We start from the raw sequence: 13,627 nt of genomic DNA, 5'->3' as shown, positions 1-13,627 counted from the left end.
GAGACCCAATGAAAAAACTACTACCCGCGCTGTCAGTGATGCTGCTGACAGCTTGTGGCGATGCAGACTATGTCGCCAAAGTTGATGGAACCACTATCGATAAAGCTCAGTTTGTGCACTATTTAGAGAGCAAAGGTGTGCCGACAGATTCGCTGCAAGGGAAAGATGAACTGTTAAAAGACTATGCCACCAGCATCGCTTTGGAACAGCAAATTGAGCAGCAGGGCGAGCTCGATGTTGAAAAAATCAATGCGTCGGTGGCGAACTACCGTCGCAATCAAATCATTAATGAATACTTCCAGCGTGTGATTGATAGCAAGGTCACTGAAGACGCGGTAGAAAACTACTTCCACAATAACTCGGAAAAATTCGAGGATGTGCGTGTGCAAGTGGCGCACATTTTAAAACGCACCAATCGCGGTATGACAGAAGATGAAATCGAGCAAGCCCGCGCGGCCATTTATGCGGTATACAACAAGTTAGAAACCGGCGAGCCGTTTGAGTTGTTGGCGCAAACAGCCTCTGATGACAGCATTTCTGGTAAGCGTGGCGGCGATTTAGGTTGGCTGAAAAAAGGCGCCATTTCACCCAGCTTTTCTAAAATCGCATTTGAGCTAGACGAAGGCAGCTACAGCGCGCCGATTGAAACCGAATACGGTTTTCACATCGTGAAAGTAATCACTGCGCCTAAGGTGGTGAAAAAATCGCTCAAAGACGTGCGCGGTGAAATTCGCCATACGCTAAAAGCCAATGCCAAGCGTGTGGAGTTGGATCGCCTGCTGAGTAATGCTGATATCGATATCAACCAGGATGGTTTGCAGTAATGCGCGTAATTGCCACCGCACTGAGTTTGGCCGTAGTATTAGCTGCGTGCTCAAAGGCGCCGCAACCAACGGCCGCATCGTCAAACGATGACCCGGCTTTGGTCAAAGCCGGGCAGTTTCAAATCCATCAAAGTGAGCTGGATTATCAGGCCGGTCGCATTCTATCGCAGAATGCCAATGCCAACTGGGATGATGACGCGGAAAAAGCCTTGCTCGACAGCCTGGCGTTAACTGCGGCCATGGCCAGTGAGCAACAGGCACTGATGAGCGAGTCAGAGTTGCGTGAGTTGGATGCCGCGGTCAAGTTGCATCGGTTAGAGCTGTTGGCCAAACGCTACATGCTAGAGCAAATGCCCAAGCGCCAGCCCACCCGGGCAGAGGTTGAAGCCTATTACGAAAAACACAAAGCATCGTTAGGCGAGCCTGCCAGCTACCAGGTAACGCAATATCAGTTGCAACCAGGTTGTGCTGAACTCGGTGAATTGGCCAAGCAACATCAGCTTGAAGGCGACGCTTTGGTTCAGCTAAGTCGTCACTCCTGTGTGACCAGCCGAAAACAGCAGCGCCAAGAGTTTGCCGCGATTGCAGCCAAACTGCCAGCCGATCCGCAAATGCAGGTGGGCTACTGGGTGCAAACCCAGCAAGGCGCCAGTGTTTGGGTGTTGGATCAGTTCCGTGCCTCGTCTATTCCGCCATTGTCCGATGTGGCTGCCGACATTCGTCAGCGTCTCGCCCCTATGTATCTGAAGCAATCCCTGCAGCAAGTTAGGGAAACACTCAATAAGGACATCGAGTACCTCGATTAATCATTATGCCTAGCCAATCACACGTCACTCTGATCATGGCGCTGCTGTGCGCCCTTATGTTGCCTGGCTGCTTCGGTCAGGAAGAACCTAACGACGACAAGGAGCAACCAGAGCAGCCGGTCGATGATAATGATGGCGAGGGTGAGGGCGACGGAGATCAGGGCGATGGATCAGGTGACGGTGAAAATCCAGATATTGATGACAATGACCCAGGTGATATCACACCACCGGATGACAATGACGGTGAAAAGCCGGTAGACGGCGAGGTCATTAATCCAACCATTCGTTTGACCTTAACTGATCAGCCCGTCACGGAGGCGAATTACGATATTCGTGGCCAGCTGCAAGAGGGCAGTGCGGCTATTACCTCGCTAGTTCTGCAGGCAGGCGACGATGATAGTCAATCGGTTAGTTGGGTAGACGACTATCAGTTTTCTGTCAGCGTTGAACTGAGCTCAGGCGATAATGACTTTGCTTTGGTGGCAACGGCAGAAGATGACGGCCAGGTTAAAAAATCATTTCAAGTGTCTTACCAGCCCACACTTGAAATTATCAGCATGACGCCTGCAAATAATGCCGTGCTGGATGATGCCGTGATCGACGTTTCGTTAGAGCTGCGCTCTATGTTGGGCGAGCCTGAAGTTCGATTAGGTGAGCAGAACTTCACGATTGAACCCGCGACGCAAGAGCATCACTACCTGGCATTAGGACGGCTTGAATTAGAGGCGGGTAAAAACGAGTGGGCGATCACGGTATCCGATGGGCAAAACGATATCAGCCACCCGGTACGCTACACCTTTGAAACGGGTGGCGGTGATAATTCCGGTAACCATATTCTCGAATATATCAACCAATGTGGTTTGCTGTATCAAAATTCGGTGGCGATGCACTCCGAAGGGACGTTGCAACTGGGGCAAGGCGCTCGCTTAAACGGTGGCTCAACTACTTTAGCGGTTAAAAATATTCAACAACCGTATCAGTCAAACGTCTGTGCGGGTGGTGCTTGTCAGGCATCCGGTCAGGCATTTGAGCCATTAAATAATGCCGTGTTGGCGGCCCCAAATGATTTAAGTAACCAAGGCAACGTTCGAGTGGCTAAGGGCATTGACCAGCCACTGTTGTTAACAGATGGGCGCTATCGAGCGAGCAGCGTACGCTTAGCCAGTGGTGCAATATTGTCGCTCGCTGTGGGTGATTATTGGATTGATACCCTAGAGCTAGGTTACCAGGCACAACTGAAGGTGGCGGGCGGTGTGCGTTTATTTGTACAGCAGCTGCAAGTGCAGTCAGATGCAAAAATTCTGGCCACAGGAACTACAGCACCGTTGATCTTTACCCAGTCGTATCAACAGGGGTATCAATCTGAGGTGACTGCTTATATCTACAGTCAGAATGATGCCCAGCTTGGCAGCAGTGCGCGCTTACAAGGCGCTGTTCAAGCCGCTCAATTGTCATTGCAAGCAAACGCAAACGTCGATTATCAGGCTCCGGATACCTTAGATTTTGGCTTTGTATGCGACCTAGATAACGACGGTATTTACGACGGCCTGGATGACGACGCAGACGGCGATGGCGTTACTAACGAGCATGAAAATAACGCCGGCACCGATCCACTAGACCCAGGTGAAAAGCCCAGTGTCGTTGCTCCGAGCATTCAACTGCTTAACGACATTCCCGCCACCGTCGAGCAGCCAGAGCTGACACTGGCCGGTGTGGTGACTGCTGGCAACGCCGACCTTAAGGCATTAACGCTGCAGCAAGGGGGCGCCTCGGTGCAAACCATTGCCCTGGATGCTAACGGTGGCTTTAGTCAAACCGTGCAACTGACCCCGGGTAACAATCGCTTAGTGCTGACGGCCACAGCCCAAAATGGTGGGCAAGTGAAAAAAGTCATTGAGCTTTATTATCAATCATCGCTGGCGTTGTTATCCGTTTCACCGGCCAGCCCGGCCGTGTTGAGTCGGCCACAACTAACGCTAAAAATGGAGCTGCAAGCCAAAGCGGGTGAGCCACAGGCATGGCTTGGGCAACAAGCTCTGAGCTTAGAAAAAATCAGTGACGAGCGGTATAGCGCCCAGGCCGAGGTCATGCTGCTGCCGGGTGAAAACCGCTACACACTGCGTCTGCAAGGCGATGGCAAACAGCGAGAGCACTCTTTTATTTACCACTATCGCCATCAGGGCAGCGACAGCGTCTACGTCGATCAATGCACCGCCATGTTTACCAACTCGGTGGCCATGCCCAGTAGCAATGCTTTGCAGTTGGGCCATGAGTCGCAATTGGTTGGGCCTTCACGCCAGCTCGATGTTGCCAGTATTCAACAACCCTATCAGTCTCAAGTGTGCGGTGGGCAAGCGTGCTTGGTCAGTGGCCAGTTGGCGGCAAACATGCCCGAAGTCAGCATCACTGCACCGGCAGATTTGCTCAGTCAGGGACAGGTGCAAATCAGCAGCAGTAGCAGTGATCAGCTCGCTGTGAATGACGGGCGTTTTCGCGCTCAAAGGGTAGACGTAGGCGCCAATGCCGAGCTTACCCTAGCGCCGGGTGACTATTGGATCGATGAGCTGACATTGGGCCATCAAGCGCAATTAACGCTGTCAGCTTCCGGCACGGTGCGCCTGTTTAGTCAGCGCATTGTGTTGAATTCAGAAGCTCAGGCATTCATGACAGGGCCACAAGCTGAGGCCTTTCTGTATACCCAAAGCTATCAGCAGGGCTATCAGTCTCAGGCGCGCTGGCATGTGTTCAGTTTAGGGCGCACCGAGGTGGGCTCGGAAGCACAGTTAAGCGGTGCCATTAACGCCGCTGAGCTGCAGTTGCAATCTCAGGCCCGTGTTGAGTTTCGTAGCCCTAAATCGATAGACTTTGCCTGGCTATGCGATATCGATGGCGATGGTATTTACGACGGTCGCGACGACGATGCCGATGGCGATGGCGTCAATAACGATGTCGAAGAAGACGTCGGCTCGTCTCCTTGGGATGGTGATGACACGCCCGCCGATACCGACCAAGACGGCATCCCAGATATGATTGACGACGATATTGACGGCGATGGCATTGATAACGATACCGAAATAGACAATGGCACAGACCCCTACGACGGCGACGACAAGCCACAGCCCAAAGGGCCCAAGCTCACCTTAACCACCGCCAATGATCAAACCGTCAGCAGCAATGTGCTGGCGGTAACGGGCAAGGCTGAGGCGGGCAGCGCTGCCGTTAACCGTGTGCTGATCGAAAACGTCACTGATAATAACAAAGTTTACGTGGCGAGCTTATCAGCCAATGGCCACTTTTTAGTCGATGTGCAACTGCTTGAAGGTGAAAACCAGCTGACAGTGACGGCATACGGTAGCGATGGTTTGAGCAAGGAAAAATCGCTAACCGTTACCTACTTTGCCAACGCATTTGCCATTGAATCCATTTTGCCGGCCTCAGGTGCAGTATTAAACAATCGGCAATTAAACTTGTCGGTGAAAATTCAATCGACCACCGAGCCTGTATTTGTGCGCTTAGAAGGTGAGCGAGTTGAAGTCGTTAAGCAAGCACCGGGCATCTTTACCGCTCAAACTGAATACCGCTTAGCAGCTGGCGATAATCGCCTTGAACTGGAAGTATTAACCAACAATCAGCGCAAAATATCTTGGTTGGATTATCGCTACGAGCCAGCAGGTGATAATTCAGCCGCACCTGAAATTACCTTGATTGAACCGCAGCAGCAGTTGCGCACTGCGCGTGAGGAAGTCACGGTTAAAGCCACGATTTATTCCCCAGTAGGCGAGTTGGAGGCCACTTTAAATGGCGAAAAGGCCAATGTGGTTACCCTGGCGGATGATTTGTATCAGGTGCTGTCATCGGTGAAGTTACTAAGCGGCGAGAACTTGCTAACGCTGATGATGACGGATGCACTTAGTCAGGTTGAGACGGTATCAGCGACGGTCACGCGTGATGATAAAGGCCCGCGCTGGCGCTTTGACCAAACCGTAGAACTGCCACCGGCCGTTAACCAGCACAGTGGCGGGGAGTTGCTGCTGACAGGCCAGCTGCTGGACGATGATGTGAACTCACTCAGCATTAATGGCACGCCGGTAAAATTGCAGCGTCAGGGCCAGAATATCGTATTTGAGCATCGAGTGATTTTGCCAGCACAGCAAGAAACCCGCGTGCGGTTCATTGCCGAAGACGATTTAGGCAACGCCACTCGTCAGGATTACTACTTTCTGACGGAATCGTCGCTGCAGCTTTCTTGGATTGCGCCTTCCTTCCCACTCAATGTGTTTGTTGAAAACGACAGCGCCACCGAATTTGCTGCTCAAGCAGAAGCGCGTAATGGTGATGAAAGCTATCAGGCCATCTTGCAGCCATCAGGCACTGTGTTGGATGTAACGGTTGCGCCAGGCGTGATATCAGGCACGTTGCCCACCGACTTAGAGCAAGGCGATTATCAGCTGCACATCATTGCCCGCTACGGAGATAATAAATCCGTCACCTTGAGCGGTGATGTCAGCGTGATGCAGCAGGAAGACTTGCCACTTGAAGTGGTTAAAACCGAGCCTGAAAACCTGGCGCAAAATATTGAGCCCGATGCGCCCATTCATATTTATTTTAATCGCCCCATCGACCCGGCCAAGCTACAGGTGACGGCTCTGCGTTCCCTTAGTGGTAAAACCTATTTAAATAAAGATGCCTCGGGAACCGATTTTTTGCGTGCTAAGGGCCACCAGCTGCAGCAAGTTGCCATTCATCGTGAGCCCGTTGCTGGTGGTATATCGCTGCTGGCGGGTGACACTATTGCCGCTTTTTATCCTAATGACGACTTGGGCTACAACGCCGAAGTTACATGGGAGTTGGACTACAACGGCGAATCAATTCTGCGCAGCACCTTTGATACGCGTGGTCTGCCCACACTGATTGACGGTGGCTTAATCGATGCTCTTGGACAGCCGCGTGCCAATGTCGAAGTGCGCATCGAAGAGTTGGGCTTAAGCACACTTACCAACAACGACGGTGGCTATGCCTTTGGTTACCGCACCTCAGCCAAAGACAATATTCCGGGTGGTGATTACCACTTGGTGGTTAACCCTCAGCGCAATACCAGTGGCTTAGGCAGTGCCCGCATACCAATTAGCATTAAAGGTGGGCGCCGTAACCAGCCGGGTTTATTGCGTGTGCCCATTGTGAGCCAGGACATTCCCTGGGCGGCCATCGCCGCTAGTCAAAGTAACATTCGTCTGGCAGAAGGCGATATGCAATTGCAGTTAGGAGAGGGCCGCCTGCGCTTTCCGAATGAGCAGCGCATGATTCACGCTCAGTTTGTCAGTGCCGGTCAGGCGGTGCGCAGTGTCATGACGGGCACGGCAGCGGCGTGGTTCTATCAATTGCAGCCCTTTGGCATTACCAGCACCGAGCCTGCTCAATTAAAAATACACCTGCCGCGCCGCAATGGCAGCTACAGCTATTTAGGTATTGAAAATGGTGGCTATCGCCATGCTCTGATCATGGGCTATAACCCGGATAAAAACATCATCGAACCAGTGGGTGTTGGCCGTATACAAGACGGCTGGCTGACCAGTGTCGAAGATATTTCGTTTAAATCATTAGATTATTTAGGCTACAGCATGCCACTGCCGGACCACCAAGCGTTGTTTGAGCGCTATTTAGATCAACAACTCAGCTTTGCCGCTTTGGTGGCCCAGGTATTATCGGAGGGACAATGAAACGGATTTTAATTTTAGCGCTGTGGTGGCTGGCCAGCTCTGTATGTGCTCTAAACCCCAGCGGCTTCGAGCAGTTCACCCATTTCGGTCATGTTATGGTGCGGGTACCTGTAACCACGGAAGACGGAGAGCCAGTCTGGGCGGAATATAATGAACAGGGTGGCCACAGCCGCTTGCGCTCACTTGATGGTAAGCGTGGCGTGGTGCGTTCAGCGGCCGAGGTCCGCGCTTACCAAGCACAATTGGCGCAGTTTCGCGCCCAGTATCAAAATGCCATTGAAATTCTGAGCATTGATCAGTTCCGTAGCGGTGGGCTTTTAACCGCAGACGATCGCCCCATTACCGGCTGGCCGAATGGTCGCTCGGATGCCTTGGTGGTTGCTATTCCGGCAAAGGAAAAACGTTTTAACGACAACGGCCGTCAAATTGACCATTATTTTTTCCCGGTTAATGAAAGCACCTTGTCTTCCTCGGTGGGGGAGAGCGTTACCAGCTTGTTCTTTGATGAAGATGGCAATGAGCTATATCGCAGTAACGATCGCATTGGTTTATTAACCGCCTACCATACCGACAGCAGTGGCGAAGTGCCGGATGCCACAGAATACGATCCGCCTTCGGGGTTGATCAGCTTAAATCGAGACAGTTATGAGGTTCTTGGGCCAGTATCTGGTGTTTACATTGAAACATTCGGTGGAGTGGGCATACAGTCAGGAGCCTCAGATACCAGTGGGTCTTATGTCATACGTGGGCGGCTGTCCCCTTGTCCTGGCTTCTCATATTTTCCTGAGGTGGATGGATATGCGCGGTTGTTTTACAGCAACTTTCATCCCCGCGGCGTGCCTTCGATTCCGTATCATTTAAGGCGTAGAAGTTACAACGCATGTATTGGCTATGGTGCTTTCCCTCCGGGTCTAGACCTAGGGGGATTGATGGCACAAACCGCAGTCATCGGCATCGTTGCCGGTACGCCTGAAAACATCACCACGCTGAACTACTCAGTAGGCGTGCATATGCTGGTGGGCCAAGCCTATATGATGGGGGTGGAAGTAGGTGGGCAAACCGAATATCACGCCGAGGCTTCGCCGCAAAACCCCTACGAAGTAAAAACCGACTATGATGGCGACGGTCAGCTGGATGCTACCCAACGTGGAGCATTCAATGCCGAAGGTCTGTTTGAGGCCAACCCTGATGGCGACCGCTACGGCGTATTCTTTAGCGCTAGCCCACGCAGCGATGGCCAGCCCAACATCACCCGCATCGTTGATACGGCGCCGTACATCGCCAGCACAGGTTTATTAAAAACCATCTCCGAAGATGACTTTAAAAACACCGATATTCTGGTCTTTCGTGAATCCACCGGTGAGTTGATCGTTGAGCGCTCGGGCTTAAAGGGTGATGAAAACTACGTGATGGGCGATACCAGCGTTAGCACTGGCTTTAATTACAGCGTTGCCATACGCAGCCCGGAGGACATGTTCAGTATTCGGGCCATGGGGGCTGGCAACTTTGTGGAGTTTCAGGCCAAGCAAAAAGTTAACCCGGATTTACAAGCCTTCGATGCTGACTTTATTCGCACGGGTGAACGCATCCGAGTGGTGATGATTAACCGCGCCACTGGCTATATGGGCACCGCCATTACCCCGCTGACCGCCACCTATACTGGTGGTGATATTTCTGTGTATGTACCGCCTATTTTAATGGGCCCGCCGAACTTAAAAGTGTGGACCACGCGCCGCTTTGGTCGCGAAGGCTTGTTGGCCAACTCCGATGACGTACGCCGCACCATCAGCAACGAAGGCGCCGCCACCACCAACGACACCGTGATCGAAGTGCACACAGAATGGCTTGATGCCAGCGGCTACCCCTTGCCAGCTGGGCTAAAAGGGCGTGGTTATACGGGCCGGGTGACTCGCCAGGTGGCCAATGATGGTGATGTGTTCGACAGCGGCGTCAAAGAATTTGCCATCGACCCAGGCCGGCAACTGCAAAAGCTGGATTTTGATAATAACCAGGCCTATCACCACTATGTGCAAGTCAACGCCCAACCCGAAGGCGAGCAAAACGACTTTTCGACCGGCGACCACACCGGTGTTTTACGCCATCGCCCCAGTCGCTATGTGCCAGTAAAAGTGCCGTTATATGACGAGCAGTCGACAGAGTTTGAACGCAGCCGGCTGGCACAGGACAGCTCTCTTGATAGCCGTGATATTACGCCGCACTTTAATTGGGTCCACCGTCCTGAGCTGAGCTTTAGCGTCATTGATCTCACCATGCAAGAAATTAATCTTCAAAGTGAAAATGAAGATGGCACCGTTGAACGTATCAACCTCATTGACGACACAGCGCCTGTGATTAACAGTGCTGATGACTTGGTGGAATTAGTATTCCAACTGACCACCAGTCAGTATCAACGCATTACACCCTTAGAGGCGAAGCGAGAGTATATTTTTGCCTTGGGTGATTTTGAGGTGATGTTTAACGTAACGCCTGGTGACGATGGTCAGCAGCACATTGTCTTCGATAATCTTGAGCATTTAGCAGAACTGGATGTTGAAGACTACCTCAGTCTCAGTTTGTATCTAAACCACGACGCACAAAATGTATTATGGGAGTGGGGCTTTACCACCCTGGATGTGGATATTGACTCCGATAATGACAATGGCACAGATGAGCCAGACCGCAGTTTGCCAGAGGAAGCCATTGAGACAACGGATCAGCATCCTAGCAAACGCATACGATTGAATATGGGGGATATCAATGGCAATGATATTCCTGACTTTGCCGAGTTTGAGTATCTTGATGCGAAAGGTGAGCAAATGAACAAAAAGTTTGTACCCTTCGTGGTCGAGATACCGACTCATGTACCCATTGCGAAAGGCCAGTTAACGTTTGTTTACTCTGGCTCAGACCCTCTTCTGGTGCAAGAAGCGAATGATCCTGCCAAAGAAGGTAAAAAAATCTACACTCCAGCGCCTGGCGGTCAGCGCTTGTGGAGGAAAAATGCCGATAAGAAACGTAGCCCGAAAGGCTTACAGCAAGGAGGAGACTATCTGACTCCAAATACGGGCTTCACGTTGGAGGAGCTGGGCTATAGCGACAATAAGCGCGTTCAGACCTTGTATATCGAAGCTTTGCAGCGTAGCGACTTCCGTGGGGCGCGAGTGGAATTGGTGTTGGAGTACGATCAATGAAGACTGTTCATCGTCTTATTGCTCTTTTGGTGTCAGTGCTAAGTTGGCTTTGTATTACAGGCTTTGCTCACCGAGAAACCAGTGTTTTAGAATACACCGCCATTGACAGCGAACTAACGGTAGAAGCGGCGGTGCCAACCCCAATGGAGCTGGAGGCCGACCAGGATGTCGAGTCAGATCAGCCAGAGCTGGACATCTACTGGACCGTGGGTGGCATGCGTTTAGGCTTGTTGTTTGATGAAGACGATCTCACGGAAGAAGAGCGAGCATTGAACCCGGTCCGTACTTGGGTGTTTAGTGTTCCTGGGCGTGTGTGTGGAGCCCACTCTCCCAGTGATACGTGCCAGGACTTGCCTTCTGACACACCGTATAGTCTTGATAGCGCAGCAACACCAGAGATCGATAACTTTAAAGTCTATTGGGAACCTCTAAATTGGGATCTGGACTTGTCGGTAGACGTCGAGGTCACTTACGATTTTAGAAATCGTGTTGTTGAAATCCCTATGGATGGCAATGTTTTTACGGTGGATTTTCCAGAAAGGAAAGAGCAGTTCCGTATTGCCAATCGTGTTATTGGCCCTGCCGCTGACGGTGAAGAGCCATTGCAAGGCAGTGATGTGGCCATGCTTGAGCAAATGCTGTGGCAGTTGGGGGTGAGTCCTCAAAATAATAACCCTGGCAGCGAGGGGGCTCGAATAGACTCGGTGCGATACGTTAGAAATGGTACAAATGTAATGACGACATCGTGTGTAGAAGAGCAGCCCCAGCAGCGTGATGTTTTTTTAAGTTATACAAGTAATGGTAGCTGCACTGCCACAGAGCTTATGGTAAAGCGATTTAATGCACGTAATTTGGAAAATGGTACTTTGGTTACGCCAGCTGAAGTTTCGACTGCGAGAGGGAATGTGAATGCTGAGACGCTTGATTTTTTGCAGCGTGATTGGGAATCATATATGACGGCCTATCAAGAGACGAATGGCGTCACTCCGTTCGAACGTGATTCAGCCGGAATGGATGGGTGGATAACTGAAGCAGCTCAGATATGGCAAGAAGGGATCGGAGATCGTGTGCCAGCAACGCTAACTGATGATCGTTATAATGAAATATTAGTGATCGCTGGGCTCACTAACGGTTCTAGAACGAGAGCCAATTTGCTGCGTACTTGGTTGTCTCATGAGAGTCGCTTCCATTGGGGTGGTAATGACTCGGGGTATCAGATTACTGCACATAGGATGAACGAAGGTGGTGCTGATGAAAATGGAAGCTTGAGCTTTAGTCAGCTGTTATACCACTATCGATATGGGCCAAATCCATGCGCAGCGCATGGCGAAGCTGGTTTTAATCTTTATCATCCGCGAGATAACTTAAAAACTATGGTGGTGCACACCGCAGCAGATAATCGATCAGATGCCAGCAGCCAGGTCTGTGAAGGAGGGCTGCATCGGGCTTTTGTGCGGAATGCTCTAGCCAGTCGCTATAACCAAGCAAATCCAGGTGAGAATATGGCTGACTTAAGGGGGTTCAAGCATGGGAATGGGGCGATTACGACTGTTGCTGTGAACACCCACGAAGATGACTACGAAAAGCTGGCGAAGGCAATTGGGATTTACAACAGTAATGGCACGCGTGCACGCCCAATTTTTACCAGTCGTAGCTGGGTCGGACGACTTCGCTTTATGGAATATGATGAGAATAGCTCTGCAAATGACGCGACGACGTGCCACTCATGTAAATATTCCATCGAAATTAGAAATGAGGCTGAAACTTTTGCTGGACATTTGCGTGACTATATATGGCTCGGTGGTACTGCGACCACAGATATCAATATCGACGCTGATCCTGAGATAGAGATCAGGGCCGGTGAGGAATGGTGTTTCGTGTATGGGGAGAGTGAGTGGATTACCCATGAGACGGTCCTAGATGAAGGGACTGGCCAGCAGAGAAGAAAAATCTTTAGCGACTTTATGGAAGATGCTGAAGATAATAACCTTCTGAAGACAGTATGCGGGTAGGTCGTAATATGAAAGAAATGGTTTTGTTAATGTTACTTTTGGCTGTCTCTCCAGTGGGTTACTCAATAAATGACCTGGAAGCAGGTTTTTTAACTAGAGAAAAACCAGAGCTGCGCAGGGAGATAAAGTCTAAGTATAAGACTAGGCCTGGATATCTTTATGAGTATGCAAAAAACAAATACTACTCCTTGTCTAAAACAGGTAGTGCGGTAGGCTCATACGATTTGAATGACGCTGGCTCGCAGTTGAAAGGCTGGAGAATTGACCGCTGGCCTTATCTTAACCGGCCAGATGCCATCATGCAGTCGCTTTATGGTGTAAAGCCAAAAACGTCATGGCGAGAGAAAGTGCGCTACACCAGCCATAAACCCTTTGCTGGGTGTTTAAATCAGTCACCACTAAGGTATGGTGACGTTGAGCGTGATGGTGATAACGAGTTGGTGCTGTACCTGAATGGCGAGTTGTTAATTTTTTCACCTAAATACGAACGAGTGGTGTTTTCCACTTTTTTGCAGGCTGATGACTGGTTTGTCGATCCAACGTGGCGTGAGCCGGTAGCGCCATCGGTGTTGGATGGAAAAGTGTATCAGCATCAGTCTGAGTACATGCTGTATAACGGTATCAGTACCCCTGCTTACCGTTACTATAGCAAAGTGTTTGTGGAAGACTTTGATGCGGATGACAATCCCGACGTCGTAGTATGGTCAAAAACGTATGTTAGTAACGAGGCTGGCAAAGAGTCCGGATTTCATCCCGTTAAAAATGAGCTGAAGCACTATGAGCGCGATCTCACGACACAAAAACGTCTTGAAAACGGTGTGACTGGCGAGTATTTACCACAAATCACCATGGACGTAGTGATCGAAGGCTGGCTGCGAGAAAACGAGTTGACCTGGCAGCAAGGCTTTCCCTCTCGCTCTGAATGCCCAGGGGAAGAGGGCAAATTGATCCCGGAAATGCACGATCCGCTACTTAATGATCCGGATGTGTTGCGCTGAAGGCTGGCATCGCTCTTTAATTATTGGCGCAAATGAACCAGTCGCTTGCAAAACAAGTGGCTGGTTGTTTTAACGTTCG

General features: G+C 50.8%; 6 protein-coding genes. All 6 read left to right on the top strand.

What is annotated here, in order from left to right; genetic code table 11:
- The first annotated feature begins 8 nt into the window (after positions 1-8).
- The 6 genes from CHH28_RS16450 to CHH28_RS16425 are packed head-to-tail and all read left to right on the top strand — an operon-like array spanning position 9 to position 13,548.
- Positions 9-824, top strand: coding sequence for a peptidylprolyl isomerase (locus CHH28_RS16450; protein WP_094061341.1), 816 nt, complete (start codon positions 9-11; stop codon positions 822-824).
- Positions 824-1,630 carry a peptidyl-prolyl cis-trans isomerase gene (locus CHH28_RS16445; protein ID WP_094061340.1) on the top strand — a complete coding sequence of 269 codons (807 nt, stop codon included), beginning with the start codon at positions 824-826 and terminating at the stop codon, positions 1,628-1,630. Before CHH28_RS16450 ends, CHH28_RS16445 begins: the two co-directional genes overlap by 1 nt.
- 5 nt (positions 1,631-1,635) lie before the next feature.
- Positions 1,636-7,347, top strand: a complete 5,712-nt coding sequence (locus CHH28_RS16440; protein WP_157729965.1) for a hypothetical protein — start codon at positions 1,636-1,638, stop codon at positions 7,345-7,347.
- Positions 7,344-10,538 (top strand): hypothetical protein, encoded by a 3,195-nt coding sequence (locus tag CHH28_RS16435; RefSeq protein ID WP_094061338.1) that lies wholly within the window; start codon positions 7,344-7,346, stop codon positions 10,536-10,538. The genes CHH28_RS16440 and CHH28_RS16435 overlap by 4 nt, the downstream gene beginning before the upstream one ends.
- Positions 10,535-12,550 carry a hypothetical protein gene (locus tag CHH28_RS16430; protein ID WP_094061337.1) on the top strand — a complete coding sequence of 672 codons (2,016 nt, stop codon included), beginning with the start codon at positions 10,535-10,537 and terminating at the stop codon, positions 12,548-12,550. The genes CHH28_RS16435 and CHH28_RS16430 overlap by 4 nt, the downstream gene beginning before the upstream one ends.
- Before the next feature lie 8 nt (positions 12,551-12,558).
- Positions 12,559-13,548 carry a hypothetical protein gene (locus tag CHH28_RS16425; RefSeq protein WP_157729964.1) on the top strand — a complete coding sequence of 330 codons (990 nt, stop codon included), beginning with the start codon at positions 12,559-12,561 and terminating at the stop codon, positions 13,546-13,548.
- The last annotated feature ends 79 nt before the right edge of the window (positions 13,549-13,627 follow it).

The sequence above is a fragment of the Bacterioplanes sanyensis genome (genome assembly GCF_002237535.1).
Lineage (GTDB): Bacteria > Pseudomonadota > Gammaproteobacteria > Pseudomonadales > Oceanobacteraceae > Bacterioplanes > Bacterioplanes sanyensis_A.
Note: the sequence above shows the minus strand (reverse complement) of the source record. Positions and strands in the feature narration are given on the sequence as shown.

Coding starts and splice junctions, on each gene's coding strand:
- CHH28_RS16450 (WP_094061341.1), top strand. CDS start 9: ATGAAAAAACTACTACCCGCGCTGTCAGTGATGCTGCTGACAGCTTGT.
- CHH28_RS16445 (WP_094061340.1), top strand. CDS start 824: ATGCGCGTAATTGCCACCGCACTGAGTTTGGCCGTAGTATTAGCTGCG.
- CHH28_RS16440 (WP_157729965.1), top strand. CDS start 1,636: ATGCCTAGCCAATCACACGTCACTCTGATCATGGCGCTGCTGTGCGCC.
- CHH28_RS16435 (WP_094061338.1), top strand. CDS start 7,344: ATGAAACGGATTTTAATTTTAGCGCTGTGGTGGCTGGCCAGCTCTGTA.
- CHH28_RS16430 (WP_094061337.1), top strand. CDS start 10,535: ATGAAGACTGTTCATCGTCTTATTGCTCTTTTGGTGTCAGTGCTAAGT.
- CHH28_RS16425 (WP_157729964.1), top strand. CDS start 12,559: ATGAAAGAAATGGTTTTGTTAATGTTACTTTTGGCTGTCTCTCCAGTG.